Origin of the sequence: Microbacterium panaciterrae, assembly GCF_039541635.1 — a bacterium.
GTDB lineage: Bacteria > Actinomycetota > Actinomycetes > Actinomycetales > Microbacteriaceae > Microbacterium > Microbacterium panaciterrae.
Map to the genome: position 1 here is coordinate 326,396 of NZ_BAABGP010000008.1, position 22,259 is coordinate 348,654.

Consider the following 22,259-nt stretch of genomic DNA (forward strand, 5'->3'; position numbering starts at 1 on the left):
TTCGTGGTTCTCGCGGCGGGTCAGGCCGGGCGGATGACGCCCATCGGCGTGGACTCCGTGCCCTGGCCGAGCGGGTTGTCCTTGAGGATCGCGACGAGTCGCTTCTCCTCGGCCTTCTCCAGCGTCGAGCCGAGGATGTTGCCGCCGAGGTCGTTGATGTCGACGACGGCCACATCGCAGACGTTCCCGAGCAGCCGCTGCATCTCGTGCGCGACCTCGCGCGGGCGGGCGGGCCCGAGCACGACCGAACGGTCGTACGGCGGCATTGTACCCTCGGTCGGGCCGTCGATCGCGCGGGCCTTCTCTCCCGCGATCCGGTAGAAGTCACCCCGTCGACCGAACGCCTTGGTCACCGCGGACACGGCGGCGGCGAGGAGGATCCGCGGGGTGCCGCACTCGCGCAGCGCCATCTCCATGGTCTCCGGCATGCCGAGACCGATGCCGTACGGCGTGCGGGTCACGTACTTCGAGAGGAAGAACGCCAGCTTGCGCGGCTGGATCTCCTCGAGCAGGAACGACCGCCCCTGGGTGATGCCGACGATCTTCTCGGTGATGAAGAGCAGATCGCCCTCGCGCACCTCACCGGACGCGTACTCGGTGACGATGTCGGCGAGTACGTCGCCCGGCATGACGACCTTCGTGCGGATCGGGATCCGCACGAAACGGGCCCCGTCGACGGAGATCTCGAGGTTCTTGCCGTCGTTCGGCCGGGCGGCGCCGCTCACTCGAGGTAGTCCCGCAGCGACTGCGAGCGGCTCGGGTGACGCAGCTTCGCCATCGTCTTGGACTCGATCTGGCGGATCCGCTCGCGGGTCACGCCGAACGTGTCGCCGATCTGGTCGAGCGTCTTGGGCTGGCCGTCGCCGAGGCCGAAGCGCATGCGGATCACGCCCGCCTCGCGCTCGGAGAGCGAGTCGAGCAGCTGCTCGAGCTGACGCTGCAGCATCGTGAAGCCGACCGCGTCCGCGGGGACGACTGCCTCGGTGTCCTCGATGAGGTCGCCGAACTCGCTGTCGCCGTCCTCGCCGAGCGGGGTGTGCAGCGAGATCGGCTCACGGCCGTACTTCTGCACCTCGACGACCTTCTCCGGGGTCATGTCGAGCTCGCGGCTCAGCTCCTCGGGCGTGGGTTCGCGACCGAGATCCTGCAGCATCTGCCGCTGCACCCGGGCCAGCTTGTTGATGACCTCGACCATGTGCACCGGGATGCGGATCGTGCGGGCCTGGTCAGCCATCGCGCGGGTGATCGCCTGACGGATCCACCAGGTGGCGTAGGTCGAGAACTTGAAGCCCTTGGTGTAGTCGAACTTCTCGACCGCGCGGATGAGACCGAGGTTGCCCTCCTGGATGAGGTCCAGGAACTGCATGCCGCGACCCGTGTACCGCTTGGCGAGCGAGACCACGAGGCGCAGGTTCGCGCCGAGCAGGTGGCTCTTGGCGCGCTGGCCGTCACGCGCGACCCACTGCAGGTCGAGCCCGAGCTGATTGGTCTTCTCGGCCGCCGACATCGTCGACAGCTTCTCCTCCGCGAACAGACCGGCTTCGATCCGCATCGCGAGTTCGACCTCTTCGGCCGCGTTCAGCAGCGCGACCTTGCCGATCTGCTTGAGGTAGTCCTTGACCGGATCCGCGGTGGCGCCGGTGATCTGGGTGGAGTAGACGGGGACGTCGTCCTCGTCGGCGGAACTGATCCGGATCGCGCCGGTCGGCAGCGGCTCGGTGAAGGCGGGCTTGGCGCCCTCCTCGTCATCGCCCTCGTCATTCGCGGCGTCGTCGGCGGCGGCCGGTTCCTCCACCGGTTCAGCGACCTTGCTCTTCGCACGGGACGGCCGCTTGGCCGCAGGAGCCTTGGCCGCCGGCTTCTTCGCCGCGGCCTTCTCCGCAGCGGGGGCCTCTACGACGTCGACGGCGTCAGCCGCGACCTCGTCGGGTTCGGTCGCCGTGGTCTTCGTCCGGGTGTTCTTCTTCGTGGCAGTCGTCACGTCTCGCCTTTCAACGGGGAGCTGCGCGGGCTTCCCCGGGCCATTTCGGACACTAGTAAGACCCTTGTCAAGTCCCGATCCTCGCGGATAGGTGGTTGACAATGGGTCGCCGAATAAGTATGTCACACTCTGCGCGCTCCGGCTTCGTGTGCGCGATTTCGCTCCGGGACTGCTCAGACCCGGCCGTTCTTGTCGTCGTCACCGCTCGGGCGGGAGGCCAGGAAGCGTTCGAGCTCCGCCGCGAGTTCGTCCGCGCTGGGCAGGGAGCCCTCATCGAAGTCCGATGACGGTTCGCCCTCGACCTCGAGGCCGGCCATGTAGGCGTCGTACCGGTGCTCGAGGGTGCGCACCATCTGCGCGAGCTCCTCGTTCTCCACGACCTGCTCGTCGACCCGCTCGAGGTAACCGGCCCGCTTGTCCCGCAGTCCGTCGGTGAGCAGCACCAGCCCGGTCGCTGCCATGACCTTCTCGGCCGCGGTGAGCACGGCATCCGGATACTCCGTGTCGGCCAGATAGTGCGGGATCAGCAGCACGAAGCTCGCGACGCTGCGCTCGCTCTGCATGAACCGGTACTCCAGCAGGTGACCGACCGTGCCCGGCACCTGCGTGCGCGGGCGCCAGACCGAGTGCGCGGCGATGAGCTCGGCCCTGTTGCCGCTCACCGTCACCCCGATCGGGCGCGTGTGCGGGACCGGCATCGCGATCGAGTGGATCCAGGTCACGGATGCGACATCGTGCTCCTGTGCGAACGCGAGCACGACGTCGGCGAAGGCGTTCCAGGCGAAGTCGGGCTCATAGCCGCTCAGCAGCAGGAACGGCCGGCCGAGCGCGTCGTGCGCCAGCGACAGTTCCAGGCGCGCGGGGCGCAGATCGGCGATGTGGTCCTGATCGAAGGTCAGCACGGGCCGGCGCGCGCGGTAGTCCAGCAGCACGTCGTTGTCGAACACCAGCAGCGGCTCGGGATCCGTGGTCTCCACGAGGTGCTCGAGCAGGCCGGAGACGGCGGAGCCGGCGTCGGTGAAGCCGGTCAGCAGGACGACCATCGGCAGGCCGGACGGCACATCGCCGGCACGGGCGACGCGTTCGTGGATGTCTCCGGAGAAGGGCATGACTCCATGCTACGAGCCGGTGCCGCGCACAGGTCCGCTGAGCGCTGAGAGCGAACACGCTTCCCGCACCTCCCGACGCCGCGGGGCAGGTCGATCCTAGGATGGACATCATGACGTCTCCTGCGCTCGAGCTCTCACCAGGTGCTCCGGCGGACGCGAACGCGGATGCGGTCGTGCTCGTCGTCGCCGGTCTCACCGACACACCGGCTGACCTGAATCCCTTCCCCTCCATTCACCCGGCTCTGACCGCGGTCGGCTTCACCGGGAAGGCCGGCGCCTTCGCCCGGATCCCGGCCGCCGACGTCGCCGACGTCCCCGTGGCCGTGGTCAGCGCAGGGCCCGACCCGGACGCCGACGCCGTGCGCGAGGCCGTGGGTGCTGCGCTGCGCACGCTGACCGGGTTCCCCCGGGTCTCGGTGCAGCTCGCGGAGAGCGTCGCGCCGTTCGCGGCCGCCGCGGCCGAGGGTGCGCTGCTCGGCGGGTACCGGTTCGACGACTACCGCTCGGGCGATCAGCCGCAGCGGGCCGCCGTCGTCGTCCTGCACGCCGACCTGGCCGAGGCGGAGGTGGCGAAGGCCCGTGTGCTCGCCGATGCCGTCGCCCTGACGCGCGACCTCGTCACCACCCCCGCACAGTGGCTCGGACCCGCCGATCTGGCGACCCGCGCGAGCGAGGCCGTCGCCGGGCTCGATGTGTCCGTAGAGATCCTCGACGAGGCGGCGCTCACCGCCGGCGGCTACGGCGGCATCCTCGGCGTCGGGCAGGGATCCGCCCGCCCGCCCCGCCTCGTCCGCCTGGACTACTCCCCCGCAGACGCCGTCTCTCACATCGCGCTGGTCGGCAAGGGCATCACGTTCGACACCGGCGGGCTCTCGCTGAAGCCTCCGGCCAGCATGGTGGGCATGAAGACCGATATGGCGGGGGCTGCGAGCATCCTCGCCGCAACGAAGGCCGTCGCCATCCTCGGCTTGCCCGTCCGCCTCACCTCCTGGCTCTGCATCGCCGACAACATGCCGTCGGGCAGCGCCACCCGTCCAGGCGACGTGCTCCGCATGCTCGACGGCCAGACCGTCGAGGTGCTGAACACCGACGCCGAGGGACGCCTCGTGCTCGGCGACGGACTGGTCGCGGCGAGCAGGGAGAACCCCGACGTCATCCTCGACGTGGCCACGCTCACCGGGGCCATCATCGTCGCGCTCGGCATGCGCCACACCGGCGTGTTCGGCGACGACGACACCGTGCAGGAGGTCCTCGACGCCGCGTCGGTCACCGGCGAGGCCGCCTGGCCCATGCCGCTGCCCGCGCACATGGAGGACGAACTCAAATCCCCCATCGCCGACCTCGTGAACGCGAAGATCGGCGACCCTGCGGGCGGCTCGCTCTTCGCGGGCCTGTTCCTGCGCCGCTTCGTGGGGCGCGTGCCCGGTGCCGGTGACGACACCGCCGACGCGCCGCGGATCCCGTGGGCGCATCTCGACATCGCCGGCTCCTCGGAGCACAAGGGCGCCCCCTACGGCTTCACCGACAAGGGGGCGACCGGCGCGATCGTGCGCACCCTGATCGCCTTCGCCGAGGCCCGCGCGAACGGAGCACGAGCATGACCGAGCACACCTTCGACATCGTCATCCTCGGCGGCGGAAGCGGCGGGTATGCGGCGGCGCTGCGTGCCGCCGAGCTCGGCAAGTCGGTCGCACTGATCGAGAAGGACAAGGTCGGCGGCACCTGCCTGCATCGCGGCTGCATCCCGACGAAGGCACTGCTGCATTCCGCCGAGATCGCCGAGAACGTACGCGACGCCGCGAAATACGGCGTCGGAGCCTCTTTCGAGGGAATCGACGCCGCCGGCGTCCGCTCCTATCGCGAGGGCATCGTCGCGAAGAAGTACAAGGGCCTCGAAGGCCTCATCAAGGCTCGCGGCATCACGGTGGTCGCCGGTTCCGGATCCCTCCGCCCCGACCGCTCCGTGGCTGTGGGAGACGACGTCTACACCGGCGCCGACGTGATCCTCGCGACCGGCTCGTACAGCCGCTCGCTGCCCGGTCTGGACATCGGCGGGCGGATCCTCACCAGCGAGCAGGCCCTGGGCCTCGACGTGGTGCCGCAGAAGGTCGTCATCCTCGGCGGCGGTGTGATCGGCGTGGAGTTCGCGAGCGTGTGGCGCTCGTTCGGCGCCGAAGTCACGATCGTCGAGGCGCTCGACCACCTCGCCCCGAACGAGGACATCGCGCTCAGCAAGGGCCTGGAGCGCGCGTTCCGCCGTCGTGGCATCACCTACTCGCTGGGTGTGCGATTCTCCGGCGCCACGCAGACCGAGGACGCGGTGACGGTCACTCTCGAGAACGGCACGACCTACGAGGCCGACTACCTCTTGGTCGCGGTCGGCCGAGGCCCGGCCACGGCGGACCTCGGGTTCGAAGAGGCGGGCGTCGCGATGGAGCGCGGCTTCGTGCTCGCGGACCCGGAGCTGCGCACGAACGTGGCGCACGTCTGGGCGGTGGGCGACATCGTCCCCGGTCTGCAGCTCGCGCACCGCGGGTTCCTGCAGGGCATCGCCGTCGCCGAGCGGATCGCGGGGCTCTCCCCCGCCGTCATCCCCGACGCCCAGATCCCGCGCGTGACCTACTGCAGCCCCGAGGTCGCCTCCGTCGGCGTCACCGAGGCGGCCGCGATCGCCGAGCACGGCACAGATGCGATCGTCGCCTACGAGTACAACCTCGCGGGCAACGGCAAGAGCGAGATCATCGGCACGGGCGGGCTCGTGAAGGTCGTGCGGCTCAAGGACGGCCCTGTTCTCGGCGTGCACCTGTTGGGCGACCGCGTCGGGGAGCTCATCACGGAGGGCCAGCTCGCGGTGAGCTGGGAAGCCCACCCCGAGGACATCGCCCCGCTGATCCACGCGCACCCCACGCAGAGCGAGGCCCTGGGCGAGGCTTTCCTCGCCCTCGCGGGCAAGCCGCTCCACGCGATGTGAAACTTCACTTACGCATCGTGGAAATCCCTGTCGGGCCGCACGGCCCCTTCCCTACTAAGCTGAACACCATCACGAACATCCTTAAGGAGACTCCGTCATGAGCACACCCGTGGTCCTCCCCGCCCTCGGAGAGAGCGTCACCGAGGGCACAGTGACCCGTTGGCTCAAGCAGGTCGGCGACACGATCGAGGCCGACGAGGGCCTTCTCGAGATCTCGACCGACAAGGTCGACACCGAGATCCCGTCACCGATCAGCGGTGTGATCGAGGAGATCCTCGTCTCCGAGGACGAGACCGTCGAGATCGGCGCGATCCTCGCCCGCATCGGCGACGGCTCGGGCGCTGCGGCTCCGGCCGCTCCCGCCGCGGAGGAGGCTGCTCCCGTGGCCGCAGCCGCACCGGCGGTCGAGACTCCGGCGCCGGCCACAGAAGCACCCGCCGCCGAAGCACCCGCTCCTGCCGCCGCTCCGGCCGCATCCTCTGACGCGACCGACGTGCGCCTGCCCGAACTGGGCGAGAGCGTCACCGAGGGCACAGTCACCCGCTGGCTGAAGCAGATCGGCGACGACGTCGCCGTCGACGAGCCGCTCCTGGAGATCTCCACCGACAAGGTCGACACCGAGATCCCGTCTCCGGTCGCCGGCACGCTGCAGGAGATCCTGGCCGCCGAAGACGAGACCATTGCGGTCGGCTCCGTGCTCGCTCGCATCGGCAGCGGTGCTCCCGCCGCTGCACCGGCCCCTGCGGCTGCAACTCCGGCCTCGGCGGCTGCCGCTCCGGCACCCGCTCCCGCGGCTCCGGCACCTGTGGCTGCTCCGGCCCCCGTGGCGGCTCCGGCACCTGTGGCAGCTCCGGCCGACTCCGGTTCTGACTCGCTCTACGTGACGCCGCTGGTGCGCCGTCTCGCCGCAGAGAAGGGCGTCGACCTCGCCGCTCTCGCCGGCACGGGCGTCGGCGGTCGCATCCGCAAGGAGGATGTCATCAACGCCGCGGCCGCTCCGGCAGCCGCAGCTGCACCCGCTGCGGTCGCCGCCGCGCCGAAGGCCCGTGAGATCTCGCCGCTGCGCGGCACGACCCAGCCGATGTCGCGTCTGCGCAAGGTGCTCGCCGAGCGCGCCGTGGCATCGATGCAGCAGACTGCGCAGCTGACCACGGTCGTCGAGGTCGACGTGACCCGCCTGTCCAACTACCGTGACAGCGTCAAGGGCTCGTTCCAGCAGAAGACCGGCGACAAGCTGTCGTTCCTGCCGTTCTTCGCCCTGGCCACGGCCGAGGCGCTGCAGGAGTTCCCGATCGTGAACTCCACGGTCGACGGCACGAACATCGTCTACCCCGCGAGCGAGAACATCTCGATCGCGGTCGACACCGAGCGTGGACTGCTCACGCCGGTCCTGCGCGACGCGGCTTCGAAGAGCATCGCGCAGATCGCTCACGAGATCGCAGACCTCGCCGCACGCACCCGCGACAACAAGCTGAAGCCCGACGAGCTCGCCGGCGGCACGTTCACGCTGACCAACACGGGGTCGCGTGGCGCGCTGTTCGACACTCCTGTGGTGTTCCTGCCGCAGTCCGCGATCCTCGGCACCGGCATCGTCGTGAAGCGCCCCGGTGTGGTCACGGTCGACGGTCAGCAGGCGATCGCCGTCCGCTCGTACGTCTATCTCGCACTGTCGTACGACCACCGCACGATCGACGGTGCCGACGCCGCCCGCTTCCTGTCGTCGGTGAAGGCGCGTCTCGAGCCCTCGGACTTCGCCTCGCAGCTCGGCGCCTGACCAGGGCTCACCGCTCACAGGGCTGCCGCCCCACCGGATGGCGGATCCGCGACGTCGTACACGTCGCGGATCCGCCATTCGCCGTCTCTGCGGATGATCACGATCATCTGCGCGCCCTCCTGAGCGGGATTGCGCACCGCGGCGATGTCGCCGTAGTCCTCGATGAGGACCGGTGCTGCGCCGTCTCCGCGGATCTGGATGGCGGCGTCTCGTCCGCCGTCCCAGAGCACATCGCAGGCGGGGGCCGGCGTCTGTCGGCACCGCCGCACCCCGGCGATCAGCTCCGTCGCGGCGGCTGTCGGATCCTGACTGCGCGAGGGCCCGAGGGTCGGCGCGATTCCTGGCGTGGCAGTCTTCGGCGGGATTGCGGCAGGGGATGTCGTGGTGGGCGCGGGCGACCGACCAGGCGTTCCCGCGGATGCGCCGGGCCACGGCGAGGCCGAAGGCGTGCTGCGGCGGTCCGCGGCGCCGGCCGTGGGAGGGCCCCCGCCGGTCGGCCAGACGACACCGAGCACGCAGACGGCTGCCGCGGCCCCGGCTGCGACCACGGCCGGGCCGACCCAGCGTCTCCGACCCGTCGGCGGTTCCGCTCGCTGCCCCACCCGCCGAGGCATGCGCTCGACGACCCGCTCCCGGGCAGTCCGCCAGAGTGCGGCGCCCGCACGGGGCCAGCTCCGCAGCCCCGGGTGGCGGGAATCGTCGCTTCCGGCCCCGCCGGTCGCGTTCGGGCCGAGGGCCCGCAGCTCCCGACGGCGCACGCCCCGCGTCCGGTCCTGCGACTCGCCGACCCGGATCAGCGCCGCTTGCCCTTCGCCGTCGACAGTGCGAAGGGCGCGGGGAGCGGCGACCTCGAGCAGTTCCTGCTCCCATCGCGCGATTTCGGCGCGCAGCCGACGGGGCTCGTCGAGCGCGGCACGCAGCCGCGACAGCACCCGCCGCAGTGCGCGGTCTTCGATCCCCGTCTCGAGCACGTCGATCAGGCGCGCACTCACCGCCCGCGGCGGATCCCCGGCACCGATCACGAACACCGGTCGCCCCTCGTCCGTGAGCCACCACTGCCCGGCGGGCGCGTCATCGGCGTCGTCCAGGGCCTCGAGCTCCACCAGCCCGCGCAGCACGCTCACCGCCAGGGTCACAGCCTCGCCGTTCGCGAGCGGATCCTCATCCGACCGCAGCCCGAGATAAGACTCGACCGAACGCACGCACCACGGGAGCAGGGCATCCTGCCCATCCGCGCGCAGCGCCAGATCCTCGGGTGCGGCCACATGCTCGGATCCGGCGAATCGCCACCCTGCCCACCCGGCCAGCAGAGCGGCGTCGACGCACACGGCGACGCCCTCGCCCCGCGTCACCAACCCGCCCGCAAAAGGCCCCTCCCCATCCGTCAGCGTGCGCACGGTGCGATGTGCACCCGCCACGGCGATTCCCCTGCTGCGCTCCGTCATGCGCCCATCCCACCGGCCTGCGCGTCGCCGCGGGACGCCCGTCGCCGAATCGGTGCACAATCCCGGCGCGAAGGCGCCTGTGCGGGATCACCGCGTTCGCTCACCGCGAGCGGCTCAGATCCGGCCCTGCAGACCCCCGCGGACTCGGTAGGCTGGAAGGCATGGCAAAAAGTCCCACGGCGACGGAGAAGCAGCCCGGCTTCTTCTCGCAGCTGCGCTCCCTCTTCATCTTCACGCGGGAGATCTACCCGTGGCTGCCCTGGGCGCAGATCGCCCTGCTGGTCTTCGGTGTGCTGGTCGGTCTGATCGTCGGCTACCTGATCCCCCCGTTCCAGATCTGGAGCGTCGTGCTGTGGGGCATCACCGGTCTGCTGCTGGGCCTGCTGGGTGCCATGTTCCTCATGACGCGCCTATCGACCACCGCCATGTACCGCAAGCTCGACGGCATGCCGGGAGCCGCAGGCCATGTGCTCAGCACGGCGCTCGGCCGCAACTGGCAGGGCTCCGAGATCCCGGTGGGCGTGAACCCGAAGTCGCAGGACGCGGTGTACCGTGCGATCGGCCGGGGCGGCATCGTCGTCGTGGCAGAGGGCTCCCGCGGCCGGCTGACCCGCCTTGTCAAGGATGAGCAGACCAAGGCCATGCGCGTCGCGCAGGGCGTGCCCGTGAACGTGTTCTACGTCGGCCACGGCGACGATGACGTCCCGATCGAAAAGCTCGCCCGCACGGTCAAGAAGCTGCCGAAGGCGATCGACAACGCCACCATGGCCGCCGTCATCAAGCGCATGGAGTCGGTGTCGCAGTCCGTCGCCTCGCTGCCGATCCCGAAGGGCATCGACCCGCTGCGCGCGCGCGCACCGCGTCCGCGCTGAGCGACGCGCCGCGCGCCGATCAGGCCGTGGCGTCCGGCAGGTGCTCCTTGCGGAGCTTGCGGACCTTCGCCCGGCGGCGACGCCGCTCGGGGATCATGGAGCGCATCTCATCGAGCTTGCCGAAGCAGAGCAGCCGGTCCTCATCCTCGAGCACGACGTGTTTGCGCGGGTTCGGGATCACGGTCACACCGCGGTGCAGGGTGAGCACCGTGATGTCGCGATCCCACAGGCCCAGGTCACCGAGCTGCTTGCCGACCTGCTCGGCTCCCGCATGGATGACGAGTTCTGCCACGCCGTATCCGGTCGACACGCTCAAACGCTGGCGCACGTCGATCTCGGGGAAGTTCACCTGGTTGGCGATGAAGTCGATGATGGCACCGGCGACGTCGAGCCCGGTGGCGGCCTCGATGCCCTGCAGACCGGGTGAGGAGTTGACCTCCATGACCAGCGGCCCGTCGTCGCCCTCGAGCATGTCGACGCCCGCGACGCGCAGGCCCATGATCTGGGCGGCGCGCACGGCGGTCTGCTCGTAGACGGGGTCGAGGGTGACGGGTTCGACCGTGCCGCCGCGGTGCACGTTGGAGCGGAACTCGTCGCCGTTCGCGACCCGGCGCATGGCGGCGACGACCCGATCGCCCACGACGAGGGCACGGATGTCGCGTCCTCGGCTCTCGGCGATGAACCTCTGGATCAGCACGTTCTGCTTCGTCGAGTGCAGCGTCTCGATGATCGCTTCGGCGACCTTGACCTGCGGCGCGAGGATCACGCCGATCCCCTGCGTCCCCTCCAGCAGCTTGATGACGACGGGCGCACCGCCGACGCGTTCGATCGCCGGGCGCACGTCGGCGCGGTTGCGCACGAACGCCGTCGGCGGCATGGCGATGTTGTGGCGGGACAGGATCTGGTTCGCGCGGAGCTTGTCGCGCGCGCTCGAGATGCCGTTCGCGGTGTTCGGCGTGTACACGTCCATCTGCTCGAACTGGCGCACGACGGCGGTGCCGAAGTACGTGATCGAGTTTCCGATCCGCGGCAGGATCGCGTCGTAGTCGCTGAGCCGGCGGCCGCGATAGTGCAGGTCGGGTTCATCCGCGGTGAGGTCGATCGCGAACCGCAGGGTGTTCAGCACCCTGATCTCATGTCCACGCTGCACGGCGGCCGCGCGGAAGCGCTGGGTGGAGTATGACTGCGGGGCGCGCGAGAGCACGGCGAGCTTCACTGTGATTTCCTGCCAGGATGTGTACGTGGATCGATCCCCTCATTCAAGCACCCTTATCGGGTGGCGGGAGTGGGTGACTCTCCCGGACGTCGGGATCCCCTGGATCAAGGCCAAGGTCGACACCGGCGCCCGCAGTTCCTCGCTGCACGCGCAGCACATTCACGAGTTCGAACGCGAGGGCGCGCCGTGGGTGCGCTTCGATGTGCGCCCCTGGCAGGGCGCGCACGAACTCGTCGCCGTGGAGCTTCCTGTCTTCGACCGTCGCGACGTGCGCTCGTCCTCGGGGCATGCGCAGAGCCGCCTGGTCGTGCTGCTCGACCTCATGCTGGTCGGGCACCGCGTCACCGCCGAGGTCACGCTCAGCAACCGCAGCGAGATGGGATTCCGCATGCTGATCGGCCGCGAGGCGCTGCGCCAGGGCTTCACGATCGACCCCGCGCGCTCGTTCCTGGGCGGCAAGCCGCCGAAGCCGTTCCGGCGTCTGAACCGGGGCCACGAGGGCGAGTGAACGCGACGGCGCGCCCTGGGTCTCAGGCCCGGACGAGCACCGTCCCGATCGCCTGGTCGTGCAGTCCGCGCTGATCGGAGTCGAAGATCACCGCAGGGATCACCACGACGAGCAGCAGCGTGCGCACGATCGGCCGCCACAGCCCCACCCACGTGCCGTTCAGCATCACGAGACGCATTCCCACGAGCCGGTGCCCCGGGCTGCCGCCGATGGTGGGGATGAACAAGATCTGCAGCACGGCGAACACGATCATCGGCGCGAACTGGGTGATCCCCGCTTCCTTGGGAAGCGCGAACTGCTGGAAGCCGAGGAACGCCGAGGCGATGATGGAGGCGGCCGCGTAGTCGATGGCCAGAGCGGCGATCCGTCGGCCGATCCGGCCGACGCTGCCCGGGCCGCTCTTCGGCAGGCCGAGTCGTTCACCGGGATAGCTCTGGGCGGAAGCAGACATCGCTCCAGCCTAGGCGAAGCGCCATGCCCTGCCCGCCGACATGATCGCCGCTCAGCGGTTGAGGATCCGCTGCGCGAGCCGGTTCCCGAGGAACTGACCGACCTGGACGATCACGACGATGATCGCGACCGTCACCCAGGTCGCCTGGGCGTCGAACTGCTGATAGCCGTACAGGATCGCGAAGTTGCCGAGCCCGCCTCCGCCGATGTAGCCGGCCATCGCCGACATGTCGACGACGGCGATGAACATGAACGTGTACCCGAGGATGAGCGGCGCGAGTGCTTCCGGGATCACGACGGTGAACAGGATCGAGATCCGGCGTGCGCCGATCGCCCCTGCCGCCTCCACGATGCCGGGATCGACAGCGACGAGGTTCTGCTCGACGACGCGGCCGATCACCACGGCCGCCATGATCGTCATCGGCACGATCGCGGCCGCTGTGCCGAGCGTGGAGCCCACGACGGCTTTGGTCACCGGGGCCACCGCGGTGAGGAAGATGATGAACGGGATGGGTCGGATCAGATTCACGACCAGGTTGAGCGCGTGGAACAACAGCGGATGCTGGAACAGGTTGCCCGGTCGGGTCGCGTACAGAAGCGCTCCCAGCAGGAGCCCGGCGATCCCGCCGATCACGAGCGTGACGACGACCATGATCACCGTCTCCTGCACGGACTGCAGCAGCACCGGCGCGAGCGAACCCCAGTCGGCCAGCGAGACGGTCATCGCGCAGCTCCCGCCGGTGCTCCGACGTCGCCAGGCAGTACGGCGCGCGTGCGTGCTGCGAGCTCTACCGCGATCGGCACCACGGCGGCGCGTTCCGCCTCGATCCGGTAGGTGAGCGTGCCGAGCTGCTGTCCGCGCACGTCGGTCACGCCGCCGTACACCACCGTGCCGCGCACGCCGTGCCGGTCGAGCACCGCCGACACGTCCTCGCTGGTGACCTCGTTCACGTCGACGCTGAGCAGCACGCCTCCGCCCGAACGCAGGGCCTCGAGCGTGTCGCCCTGCGGCACGCCTTGCGTGACCGCGTCGACGAAGCGCGCAGTGAGCTCCGCCCGGGGGTGCGCGAACACACGGTAGGTGTCGCCCTGGTCGACGATCCTGCCGTTCTCCATGACGACCACCCGGTCGCACAGCTCGTGCACGATCGAGATCTGGTGGGTGATCACCACCATCGTGATGCCCAGCCGACGGTTGATCTGGCGCAGCAGGTCGAGCACTTCCGCAGTGGTCTGCGGATCCAGTGCGCTGGTCGCCTCGTCCGCGAGCAGCAGCTCGGGGCTGGCGGCGATGGCCCGCGCAATGCCGACACGCTGCTTCTGCCCGCCGGAGAGCCGCCGCGGGCGCTGCCCCGCCTTGTCCGTCAACCCCACGAACTCCAGCAGTTCGGTGACTCTCGCCTCGATGTCCGCCTTGTCCCAGCCCGCGACCCGCAGCGGATAGGCGATGTTCCCGCGCACCGTGCGCGCGTGGAACAGGTTGAACTGCTGGAAGATCATGCCGATGCGGCCGCGCAGCCTCCTCAGCTCCGCCGGAGACGACGCTCCGACATCGATCCCCAGGACACGGACCTCGCCGGAGGTCGGGCGCTCCAGCCCGTTGATGAGGCGCACGAGCGTCGACTTGCCCGCTCCGGAGTATCCGATCACGCCGACGATCGACCCCTTCTCGACGGTGAACGTCGCGTCGTCCACGGCGGTGAACCCGCCGGACCGCCGGGATCTCCCCGACGGCGCGGCAGGATACGTCTTGGACACCGCATCGAACTCGATGACCGATGCCATCTCGGGCTCAGCCCTTGGTCTTCAGCTGAGCCTGCAGCGAGGTGAGCTCCTCCCCGAGCTTCGCCGCCGTCCAGCTGCCCTGGAACTTCAGGTTCTTCTGGTTGAGCGCAGTGACGGCGGCCTCGACCTCCGGCGTGTGATAGGCCGCGACGAGCTTCGCCCAGCGCGGATCGTCCTTCTTGTCGGCGCGGGTGACGAAGACATTGATGTAAGGGGCGAGCTTCGGGTCGTCGAGCGTCTCCTTGAAGATGATCCGATCGTCGGCGAGGCCGCCCTTCTGCGCCTGCGTGTTGTTCACCACCGCCGCCTGTGCGCTGCCGTCCTTCAACGCCGTCACGGTCTGATTCGTATCGACGGGCTTGAGCGTGATCGACGACGTCACGATGTCGTCCGGGGTGGCCAGGGCGCTGCCGCCGTCCTTCAGGGTGATCAGGCCGGCCTTCTGCAGGTTGAGCAGGGCGCGGGCGAGATTGGTCGGGTTGTTGGGAACGGCGATGGTCGCTCCCTTCGGCAGATCCTTCACCGCGTGGTACTGCTCGGAGTAGAGCGCGAGCGGATAGACCGCGGTCGCCCCGACCGGGACCAGCGTGCCGCCGTTCTTGACGTTGAACTGGGACAGGAAGATGAGGTGCTGGAAGAGGTTCACGTCCAGCGCGCCGTCCTGCACGCCCTGGTTGAGCTGCACGCCGTCGCTGAGGGTGCGCACCTCGAGGTCGATGCCCTCGGCCTTCAGTTTGCCCTTGAGGATCGTCCAGTACTGCTCGTTGCCGTCGTCGGTTCCGATCACGATGTGCTTCGCGGCCGCCGAGTCGGAGGATGCGCTCGATGCGACGCCCGTCCCGGACGCACACCCGGCGAACACCATCATGCCGGCCGCCGTGAGCGCGAGGGCGGACAGGATGCGGTTCACTCGATGAGTAGTCATACCGAGGATCGAACCATCCCGCACGGCGTGCGCGCCCGTCGCCCGAAATATCGGGTCATGGATCGTCGCACTCGGAAACACAGCCCGGATGAGGCAGGGTGGTGTGGGGACGCACGGCCCCACGTAACACCCCGGAAACATTCCAGACACGATCGCGTCATCCCTCGCTCGTAACCTGCTTGCAGGTCGCTCGACCACACCCGTTCCCTCAGGAGTTCACGCATGTTCACCGATTCCGCCGAGTTGCTCGCGTACATCCGCGACAACGACGTCAAGTTCCTCGACATCCGCTTCACCGACCTCCCGGGCGTGCAGCAGCACTTCAACATTCCCGCATCGACTGTCGATGAGGACTTCTTCCTCAACGGCCAGCTCTTCGACGGCTCGTCGATCCGCGGCTTCGCGTCGATCCACGAGTCCGACATGCAGCTCATCCCCGACGTGACCACCGCGTACGTGGACCCGTTCCGCGAGGCGAGCACCATCGTCCTGGTGTTCGACATCTACAACCCGCGCACCGGCGAGATCTACGGCAAGGACCCGCGTCAGGTCGCCAAGAAGGCGGAGAAGTACCTCGCGTCGACCGGCATCGCCGACACCGCCTACTTCGCCCCCGAGGCCGAGTTCTACATCTTCGACGACGTGCGCTACTCGGTCACGGCCGGCGAGAGCTTCTACAAGGTCGACTCCGAGGAGGCCGCGTGGAACTCCGGCCGCGAGGAGGAGGGCGGCAACCTCGGCAACAAGACGCCGTTCAAGGGCGGCTACTTCCCCGTCGCCCCGGTCGACAAGACCGCCGATCTGCGCGATGACATCACGCTGCGCCTCATCGACGCCGGCTTCACGCTCGAGCGCTCGCACCACGAGGTCGGCACCGCCGGCCAGCAGGAGATCAACTACCGCTTCGACACCATGGTGCACGCGGCCGACGACATCCTGAAGTTCAAGTACATCGTCAAGAACACCGCGCAGGAGTGGGGCAAGACGGTCACGTTCATGCCGAAGCCGCTGTTCGGCGACAACGGATCCGGCATGCACACGCACCAGTCCCTGTGGCTGGACGGCAAGCCGCTGTTCTTCGACGAGAACGGCTACGGCCAGCTCAGCGACACCGCCCGCTGGTACATCGGCGGCCTGCTCAAGCACGCCCACGCCGTGCTCGCCTTCACCAACCCGACCCTGAACAGCTACCACCGCCTGGTGAAGCACTTCGAGGCCCCGGTGAACCTGGCGTACTCCGCGGGCAACCGCTCGGCCGCGATCCGCATCCCGATCACCGGCTCGAACCCGAAGGCCAAGCGCATCGAGTTCCGCGTGCCGGACGCCTCGGGCAACCCGTACCTCGCCTTCGCCGCGCAGCTCATGGCGGGCCTGGACGGCATCCGCAACCGCATCGAGCCGCTCGAGCCCATCGACAAGGACCTCTACGAGCTCCCGCCCGAGGAGGCCAAGAACATCCCGCAGGTGCCGAACTCCCTGCTGGACTCGCTCGAGGCGCTCCGCGAGGACCACGACTTCCTGCTCGAAGGCGGCGTGTTCACGAAGGACCTCATCGAGACCTGGATCGACTACAAGTACAACAACGAGATCCTGCCGATGGCGCAGCGCCCGCACCCGTACGAGTACGAGCTGTACTTCGGAGTCTGAGCCTCGCGATTCCCAGAGCCCCGTCCTGCCCCTCATCCCCCGGGCAGGACGGGGCTCTTCGCTGCGTGCTCAGGCGCGCACGAGGAGCACTCCCGGCCGCACGGCGACCGTGAAGGCGCGGACCTCGCCGCGCTCCTCCCCGTCGATCTGGAACGGCTGCGCCACGTCCAGCTCGACCCGGATCCGCTGCGCGGAGGCATGGCGCACGGTGTCCGTGCTGGTGGTCTCGTCGTCTCCGAACAGGCGCCGCAGGCCGTTGTCCCAGACAACCGTGCGCACCGTCTCGAACCAGCCCGCTGCATCGTCGGCGCTGATCAGCAGGAGATCCAGCACCCCGTCGTCCGGCTCGGCATCCGGAAGCAGGGTGATGCCGCCCTGGATCATGCCGCAGTTGCCGATCATGAGCGTGTGGATCCGGGCCTGCGCCGGCTCATCGTCGTCGAGGACGATCTGCGCGGAGACGAGCTCGGTCGCGGCGGCCGCGACGCCGAGCGCCTTCACATACGCGAGCCAGCCGGCCTTGGCCTTGAGATCGTCATCGGTCTCGACCAGCATCCGGGCGTCGAGGCCCAGCCCCGCCATGACGACGAACGTGTGCGGACCCGACGCGTCGCCGTCGGTGACGTCGATCGTCCCGACGTCGATGCGCCGCGGCGCCGCGCGGAGGGCGTGGGTGACCGCATCCGCGACCCCGCCGAGCGGCACCCCGAGGTTTCGTGCCAGCAGATTCCCGGTGCCCTGGGGAACGATCGCGAGCGCCGTCTCCGTCCCGGCCAGGACGTCGGCGACCTCGCGGACGGTGCCGTCGCCGCCGGCCGCGAAGACGATCTCGCAGCCGGCATCCAGCGCGGCCTGCGCCATCGCGCGGCCGGGGTCGTCCTCAGTGGTGGGGAACGAGTGGATCCGCGCATCAGGATCCTGCGCGAGGATCGCCGCACGCAGCTCGTCCTCGGAGTCGAGTTTGACAGGATTGCGGATCACACCGATGGTCGCCATGCATGCCAGCATGCCGTATGAGTCGCTGCTCAGCCGTAGAACAGCTTCTCGAAGTCGCGGCGAGCCCGGCGGGTGACGCCGAGATACTCCTCCTCGACCGCGGTGGCGGAGCGATCCGGGTAGCCGAGGATCCTGCCCACGCCGTCCAGCTCACGGGGGTCCACCGGCAGCACGTCCCTGGTCTGGCCGCCGAGCAGGGTCATCGCGGAGCGGAGCCGGCTGGACAGCCGCCAGGCCTCGCGCAGCCGTTCGCCGGCGACCGCCGGCACGAGCCCCTCCGCCACCGCGACCTCGAGCGCGCCGAGCGTGGAGGTGGTGCGCAGCGCCGGCACCGCGTGCGCATGCTGCAGCTGCACCACCTGGATCAGCCACTCCACGTCGCTGATCGTGCCGGGGCCCAGCTTGAGGTGCCGGCGCGGATCCACACCCTGCGGAAGCCGCTCCCCCTCGACCCGCGCCTTGATCCGCTTGATCTCGCGCAGCGAGGCGTCGTCGAGCGACTCCGGGTAGCGCACGCCGTCGGCGAGGTCCAGGAAGCGCTCGATGAGCCGGTGGCTGCCGGCCACTCCCCTGGCCCGCAGCAGCGCCTGCGCCTCCCAGGAGACGGACCAGCGCCGGTAGTACGCCGCGTACGCGTCCAGACTGCGCACGACCGGGCCGTTGCGGCCTTCGGGGCGCAGATCGGCATCGAGCTCGAGCGGCAGGCGGTGGTCGGCGAGATGCTCGCGCAGCCCCGCCACGATGCGCGCGGAGAGCTGCTGAGCCCGCTGCGCCTCCACCCTGTTCGCCTCATACACGAACAGCACGTCGGCATCGGATCCGAACCCCAGCTCCGCGCCGCCGAAGCGTCCCATCGCGATGACGGAGAAGTCCAGCGCGTCATCCTCCGGGGGCACGACCTCGCGACGGACCGCGCGCAGCGCGGCTTGGATGGTCGCCTCGGTGATGTCGGTGAGGGCGATCGCGACCTCGTCGATCGTGAGCACGTCGAGCACGGCGCCCATCGCCGTGCGCAGCAGCTCACGCCGGCGGAGGGCCCGCACGGACCGCATCGCATCGGCGATCGTGTCGTGGCGGGTCTGGATCGCCCTGGCCTCCTCGTCCAGCGCCTGCGACCCGCGCGGGCGCAGCTGCTCGGTGCTCTCCAGCCACGCGACGGATTCCGGGATCCACTCCATCAGCTCGCCGACGTACCTCGACGTCGACAGCACCCTGGTCAGCCGCTCGGCCGCGCCGGAGGAGTCGCGCAGCATGCGCAGGAACCACGGGGTGTCGCCGAGGCGCTCGCTGATCCGGCGGAACGCGACGAGTCCGTAGTCCGGATCCGTGCCATCCGCGAACCAGCGCACCATGATCGGCATCAGGTGCTTCTGGATCGTCGTCTTGCGGCTGAGTCCCGTGGTGAGCGCGCCGATGTGCCGGAGCGCCCCGGCAGGGTCGCGGAACCCGATCGCGGCGAGGCGGTCGTGCGCCCGGTCCGCGGAGAGCGTGCGCTCCTCCTCCGGCAGCGAGGCGACCGCGCTCAGCAGCGGCCGGTAGAACAGTCGCGTGTGCAGGTCGCGCACCTCACGGCGCACGTCCTCCCAGACCCGGCGGATCCCCTCCGCCGTCTCGGCGAGGCCCGTGGCGCGGGCGAGCACGCGCAGGGCGTCCTCCTCGCGCGGCACCAGATGGGTGCGCTGCATCTCGCGCAGCTGCAGCCGATGCTCGATGAGGCGCAGCACGCGGTAGTCGTGTGCGAACAGCCCGGCCTCGGCGCGGCCGATGTACCCACCGGCGACGAGCGCGTCGAGCGACTCGAGGGTGCCGCGGGTGCGGATCGCCGGATCCGTGAGTCCGTGCACGAGCTGCAGCAGCTGCACGGTGAACTCGATGTCGCGCAGCCCTCCGGGGCCGAGTTTGAGCTGGTAGGGCACGTCGTCCGGGTCGATGTGCTCGGTGACGCGCTCGCGCATGCGCTGCACGCTGCCGACGAAGTCCTGTCGAGCGGCGCTGGACCACACCTTCGGCTGCACGGCCTCGATGTAGGCGCGGCCGAGCTCGGGGTCTCCGGCGATCGGTCGCGCCTTCAGGAGGGCCTGGAACTCCCAGCTCTTCGCCCAGCGGTCGTAATACGCGACGTGCGAGGCCAGCGAGCGCACCAGGGCTCCCTGCTTGCCTTCCGGACGCAGGGCGGCGTCGACCTCCCACAGCGGCGGCTCGGCCTCGATGCCCGACAGCGCCTGCATGCTCTCACGGGCGAGCCGGGTCGCGACATCGATCGCCCGGGACTCGGCGAGCTCCTCCTCGTCGAAGGTTCCCGCCACGTAGATCACATCGACATCGCTGACGTAGTTCAGCTCGCGCGCCCCGGCCTTGCCCATCCCGATGATCGCGAGCCGCGTGAGCCCGACCTCACGACGACCGGCCGCGGAGTCGCCGGCGACGACCGTGCGGGCGATCGCGAGCGCCGCCTCGAGCGCTGCGGAGGCGGCATCGGCGAGAGCCGCAGACACCGCATCGGTCGCGGCCACCGGATCCGCCGCGTCGAGGTCGAGCGCCGCGATCCCGGCGACGGCGCGGCGATACGCGATCCTCAGCCGGGTGCGCGCCTCGGCGTCGTCGGCACGCGCGAATCCGCCCTCCGCGTGCACGGCGGCGAGCAGCGCCGCCCGCAGCTCTCCGGCGGTCGGCAGCGCGACCCGGAGGTCGCGGAGCACATCCAGCTCGTCCGGGCGCCGCTCGAAGAACCGGGCGAGCCCGGGGGACGCACCGAACACCCGCCAGGCGCGGGCCCTCGTGCGCTCGTCGCGGAGCACCGGGCCGAGCAGCGACGCATCGCGGCGGCCGACCCGGATGAGCCCCGCGAGAGCCTCGTCCGGATCCGCGCTGCGCATCCGGTCGATGAGCTCGACGGGCGCGATCCCGGTGATCCCGGACAGCTCATGCAGCCCCGAGGTCGCCGCGGACAGCCCGACGAAACCGAGCCGGGCGAGCGCCGTCAGCGAAAGGGAGTCGTCGGAACGTGCCACGGGCGCCCCGGCTCAGAGCAGTTCGAGGTTGCTCTTGAGCTCGAACGGCGTGACCTGGCCGCGGTACGCCTCCCACTCCTTGCGCTTGTTCAGCAGCACGTAGTTGAAGACCTGCTCGCCGAGCGTCTCAGCCACCAGCTCCGACTCCTCCATGAATTCCAGCGCGTGGTCGAGGCTCGCGGGCAGCGGAGCGTAGCCCAGCGCGCGGCGCTCGGCGTCGTTCAGCGACCACACGTTGTCCTCGGCCTCGGGAGGCAGCTCGTAGTCCTCTTCGATGCCCTTGAGACCGGCGGCGAGCATGAGCGCGTACGCGAGGTACGGGTTCGTCGCCGAGTCCAGCGCACGGTACTCGACGCGCGAGGACTGCCCCTTGTTCGGCTTGTACATCGGCACCCGGATCAGCGCCGAGCGGTTCGCATGGCCCCACGTGACGAAGCTGGGCGCCTCGTCCCCGCCCCACAGCCGCTTGTACGAGTTCACGAACTGGTTCGTGACGGCGGCGATCTCGTTGGCGTGGCGGAGGAGCCCCGCGATGAACTGACGGCCGGTGCGTGAGAGCTGGTACTTCGCGCCCTCCTCGTAGAACGCGTTCATGTCGCCCTCGAACAGCGACATGTGCGTGTGCATGCCGCTGCCGGGGTGGTCGCTGAGCGGCTTCGGCATGAACGTCGCGTACACGCCCTGCTCGATCGCGACCTCCTTGACGACGGTGCGGAACGTCATGATGTTGTCGGCCGTGGTGAGGGCGTCAGCGTAGCGCAGGTCGATCTCGTTCTGACCCGGGCCGCCCTCGTGGTGGCTGTACTCGACGGAGATGCCGAGGTCCTCCAGCATCCGCACAGAACGGCGGCGGAAGTCGTGCGCGGTGCCACCGGGGACGTTGTCGAAGTAGCCGGCCGAATCGACCGGCACCGGGCCCTCCGGCCCGAACTGCGACGACTTCAGCAGGTAGAACTCGATCTCCGGGTGCGTGTAGAAGGTGAAACCGGCATCCGCGGCCTTCGCGAGGGTGCGCTTGAGCACGTGCCGCGGGTCGGCGACGGCCGGGCGGCCGTCCGGCGTCGTCAGGTCGCAGAACATCCGGGCGGTCGGATCGATCTCACCGCGCCAGGGCAGGATCTGGAAGGTCGTGGGATCCGGCTGGGCGAGCAGATCCGACTCGAAGCTGCGAGTGAGGCCCTCGATCGCGGAGCCGTCGAACCCGATGCCCTCGGCGAACGCGCCCTCGACCTCGGCCGGGGCGATGGCCACCGACTTCAGCGTGCCGATGACGTCGGTGAACCAGAGCCGGATGAACTTGACGCCGCGCTCCTCGATGGTGCGCAGCACGAAGTCGCGCTGCTTGTCCATCCCGCTCATCGAGTGCCGTCCGAGCCGCCCCAGTTGTCCTCGGCGGCATCCTCGTCCGCCCAGGCCTTCGCGCGCTCCTGCAGCACCTGTGGTGCGCGAGCGGCCTCCTCTGCGGAGTCGAAGGGACCGATCCGGTCGATCGACGGCGACTCCAGGCCGTACTCGACCTCACCGGTGCTGCTGTTGAACCAGTACTTGTTCTCGCCGGACATCGCTTCT

At 69.6% G+C, this 22,259-nt stretch carries 19 protein-coding genes; 6 read left to right on the forward strand and 13 right to left on the reverse strand.

The genetic code is table 11. The features are described from left to right. Nucleotides 1-20: 20 nt before the first annotated feature. The 3 genes from ABD882_RS06555 to ABD882_RS06565 form a co-directional block, all read right to left on the reverse strand. Complete coding sequence (locus ABD882_RS06555; protein ID WP_345185449.1) at nt 21-725, reverse strand: coenzyme F420-0:L-glutamate ligase; 705 nt, start codon at nt 723-725, stop codon at nt 21-23. Continuing rightward, nucleotides 722-1,981, reverse strand: coding sequence for an RNA polymerase sigma factor (locus ABD882_RS06560; RefSeq protein WP_345185450.1), 1,260 nt, complete (start codon nt 1,979-1,981; stop codon nt 722-724). The genes ABD882_RS06555 and ABD882_RS06560 overlap by 4 nt, the downstream gene beginning before the upstream one ends. Before the next feature lie 173 nt (nt 1,982-2,154). After that, nucleotides 2,155-3,090 carry a proteasome assembly chaperone family protein gene (locus ABD882_RS06565; protein ID WP_345185451.1) on the reverse strand — a complete coding sequence of 312 codons (936 nt, stop codon included), beginning with the start codon at nt 3,088-3,090 and terminating at the stop codon, nt 2,155-2,157. Nucleotides 3,091-3,200: 110 nt separating this feature from the next. Here ABD882_RS06565 and ABD882_RS06570 point away from each other — a divergent pair, with 110 nt between their 5' ends. The 3 genes from ABD882_RS06570 to sucB all read left to right on the forward strand — a co-directional run bounded on the left by ABD882_RS06570 (nt 3,201) and on the right by sucB (nt 7,835). Further along, nucleotides 3,201-4,691 carry a leucyl aminopeptidase gene (locus tag ABD882_RS06570; RefSeq protein ID WP_345185452.1) on the forward strand — a complete coding sequence of 497 codons (1,491 nt, stop codon included), beginning with the start codon at nt 3,201-3,203 and terminating at the stop codon, nt 4,689-4,691. Then, entirely contained in the window at nt 4,688-6,061 is a 1,374-nt protein-coding gene (gene lpdA, locus ABD882_RS06575; protein WP_345185453.1) for a dihydrolipoyl dehydrogenase, read from the forward strand. The genes ABD882_RS06570 and lpdA overlap by 4 nt, the downstream gene beginning before the upstream one ends. A 97-nt stretch (nt 6,062-6,158) precedes the next feature. Continuing rightward, a complete protein-coding gene (gene sucB, locus ABD882_RS06580) occupies nt 6,159-7,835 on the forward strand; it encodes a 2-oxoglutarate dehydrogenase, E2 component, dihydrolipoamide succinyltransferase (protein ID WP_345185454.1) in 1,677 nt (558 codons plus the stop codon). A gap of 14 nt (nt 7,836-7,849) precedes the next feature. On the opposite strand, the gene ABD882_RS06585 is transcribed toward sucB, so the two are convergent. Further along, complete coding sequence (locus tag ABD882_RS06585) at nt 7,850-9,280, reverse strand: THO complex subunit 7 family protein (RefSeq protein ID WP_345185456.1); 1,431 nt, start codon at nt 9,278-9,280, stop codon at nt 7,850-7,852. A 161-nt stretch (nt 9,281-9,441) separates the two neighbouring features. On the opposite strand from ABD882_RS06585, the gene ABD882_RS06590 reads away from it, so the two are divergent. After that, on the forward strand, nt 9,442-10,152 hold the full coding sequence (locus ABD882_RS06590) for a DUF4191 family protein (protein WP_345185457.1): 711 nt from the start codon (nt 9,442-9,444) through the stop codon (nt 10,150-10,152). 19 nt (nt 10,153-10,171) lie between these two features. Here ABD882_RS06590 and ABD882_RS06595 read toward each other — a convergent pair whose 3' ends face one another. Next, nucleotides 10,172-11,368 (reverse strand): RimK family alpha-L-glutamate ligase, encoded by a 1,197-nt coding sequence (locus ABD882_RS06595; protein ID WP_345185459.1) that lies wholly within the window; start codon nt 11,366-11,368, stop codon nt 10,172-10,174. A 25-nt stretch (nt 11,369-11,393) separates the two neighbouring features. On the opposite strand from ABD882_RS06595, the gene ABD882_RS06600 reads away from it, so the two are divergent. Beyond that, nucleotides 11,394-11,876: an ATP-dependent zinc protease family protein gene (locus tag ABD882_RS06600; protein WP_345185460.1), complete on the forward strand. Its 483-nt coding sequence runs from the start codon at nt 11,394-11,396 to the stop codon at nt 11,874-11,876. A gap of 22 nt (nt 11,877-11,898) precedes the next feature. On the opposite strand, the gene ABD882_RS06605 is transcribed toward ABD882_RS06600, so the two are convergent. The 4 genes from ABD882_RS06605 to ABD882_RS06620 are packed head-to-tail and all read right to left on the reverse strand — an operon-like array spanning nt 11,899 to nt 15,036. Further along, nucleotides 11,899-12,327, reverse strand: coding sequence for an RDD family protein (locus tag ABD882_RS06605; protein ID WP_345185462.1), 429 nt, complete (start codon nt 12,325-12,327; stop codon nt 11,899-11,901). A 51-nt stretch (nt 12,328-12,378) separates the two neighbouring features. Further along, nucleotides 12,379-13,050 (reverse strand): methionine ABC transporter permease, encoded by a 672-nt coding sequence (locus ABD882_RS06610; RefSeq protein ID WP_345185464.1) that lies wholly within the window; start codon nt 13,048-13,050, stop codon nt 12,379-12,381. Next, complete coding sequence (locus ABD882_RS06615; RefSeq protein WP_345185465.1) at nt 13,047-14,111, reverse strand: methionine ABC transporter ATP-binding protein; 1,065 nt, start codon at nt 14,109-14,111, stop codon at nt 13,047-13,049. The genes ABD882_RS06610 and ABD882_RS06615 overlap by 4 nt, the downstream gene beginning before the upstream one ends. 7 nt (nt 14,112-14,118) lie before the next feature. Next, nucleotides 14,119-15,036, reverse strand: a complete 918-nt coding sequence (locus ABD882_RS06620) for a MetQ/NlpA family ABC transporter substrate-binding protein (RefSeq protein WP_345185467.1) — start codon at nt 15,034-15,036, stop codon at nt 14,119-14,121. Nucleotides 15,037-15,258: 222 nt separating this feature from the next. Between ABD882_RS06620 and glnA the strand changes: the two genes are divergently transcribed. Continuing rightward, entirely contained in the window at nt 15,259-16,683 is a 1,425-nt protein-coding gene (glnA, locus tag ABD882_RS06625) for a type I glutamate--ammonia ligase (RefSeq protein ID WP_345185468.1), read from the forward strand. A gap of 69 nt (nt 16,684-16,752) precedes the next feature. On the opposite strand, the gene ABD882_RS06630 is transcribed toward glnA, so the two are convergent. From ABD882_RS06630 to ABD882_RS06645, 4 genes are read right to left on the reverse strand one after another with little or no spacing between them, the layout of a single operon-like run. Further along, nucleotides 16,753-17,679: a diacylglycerol/lipid kinase family protein gene (locus ABD882_RS06630; protein WP_345185470.1), complete on the reverse strand. Its 927-nt coding sequence runs from the start codon at nt 17,677-17,679 to the stop codon at nt 16,753-16,755. A gap of 29 nt (nt 17,680-17,708) precedes the next feature. After that, a complete protein-coding gene (locus tag ABD882_RS06635; RefSeq protein ID WP_345185472.1) occupies nt 17,709-20,690 on the reverse strand; it encodes a bifunctional [glutamine synthetase] adenylyltransferase/[glutamine synthetase]-adenylyl-L-tyrosine phosphorylase in 2,982 nt (993 codons plus the stop codon). A 12-nt stretch (nt 20,691-20,702) separates the two neighbouring features. Then, entirely contained in the window at nt 20,703-22,040 is a 1,338-nt protein-coding gene (locus ABD882_RS06640; RefSeq protein ID WP_345185474.1) for a glutamine synthetase family protein, read from the reverse strand. A 5-nt stretch (nt 22,041-22,045) separates the two neighbouring features. Continuing rightward, nucleotides 22,046-22,252, reverse strand: a complete 207-nt coding sequence (locus ABD882_RS06645) for an SPOR domain-containing protein (RefSeq protein WP_345185475.1) — start codon at nt 22,250-22,252, stop codon at nt 22,046-22,048. Between the last annotated feature and the right edge of the window lie 7 nt (nt 22,253-22,259).

What these genes read in the sequence shown, in the direction of transcription:
- sucB (WP_345185454.1), top strand. Translation starts at nt 6,159, where the DNA reads ATGAGCACACCCGTGGTCCTCCCCGCCCTCGGAGAGAGCGTCACCGAG.
- ABD882_RS06640 (WP_345185474.1), bottom strand. Translation starts at nt 22,040, where the DNA reads ATGGACAAGCAGCGCGACTTCGTGCTGCGCACCATCGAGGAGCGCGGC.
- glnA (WP_345185468.1), top strand. Translation starts at nt 15,259, where the DNA reads ATGTTCACCGATTCCGCCGAGTTGCTCGCGTACATCCGCGACAACGAC.
- ABD882_RS06630 (WP_345185470.1), bottom strand. Translation starts at nt 17,679, where the DNA reads ATGGCGACCATCGGTGTGATCCGCAATCCTGTCAAACTCGACTCCGAG.
- ABD882_RS06585 (WP_345185456.1), bottom strand. Translation starts at nt 9,280, where the DNA reads ATGACGGAGCGCAGCAGGGGAATCGCCGTGGCGGGTGCACATCGCACC.
- ABD882_RS06615 (WP_345185465.1), bottom strand. Translation starts at nt 14,111, where the DNA reads ATGGCATCGGTCATCGAGTTCGATGCGGTGTCCAAGACGTATCCTGCC.
- ABD882_RS06590 (WP_345185457.1), top strand. Translation starts at nt 9,442, where the DNA reads ATGGCAAAAAGTCCCACGGCGACGGAGAAGCAGCCCGGCTTCTTCTCG.
- lpdA (WP_345185453.1), top strand. Translation starts at nt 4,688, where the DNA reads ATGACCGAGCACACCTTCGACATCGTCATCCTCGGCGGCGGAAGCGGC.
- ABD882_RS06605 (WP_345185462.1), bottom strand. Translation starts at nt 12,327, where the DNA reads ATGTCTGCTTCCGCCCAGAGCTATCCCGGTGAACGACTCGGCCTGCCG.
- ABD882_RS06610 (WP_345185464.1), bottom strand. Translation starts at nt 13,050, where the DNA reads ATGACCGTCTCGCTGGCCGACTGGGGTTCGCTCGCGCCGGTGCTGCTG.
- ABD882_RS06645 (WP_345185475.1), bottom strand. Translation starts at nt 22,252, where the DNA reads ATGTCCGGCGAGAACAAGTACTGGTTCAACAGCAGCACCGGTGAGGTC.
- ABD882_RS06620 (WP_345185467.1), bottom strand. Translation starts at nt 15,036, where the DNA reads ATGACTACTCATCGAGTGAACCGCATCCTGTCCGCCCTCGCGCTCACG.
- ABD882_RS06565 (WP_345185451.1), bottom strand. Translation starts at nt 3,090, where the DNA reads ATGCCCTTCTCCGGAGACATCCACGAACGCGTCGCCCGTGCCGGCGAT.
- ABD882_RS06570 (WP_345185452.1), top strand. Translation starts at nt 3,201, where the DNA reads ATGACGTCTCCTGCGCTCGAGCTCTCACCAGGTGCTCCGGCGGACGCG.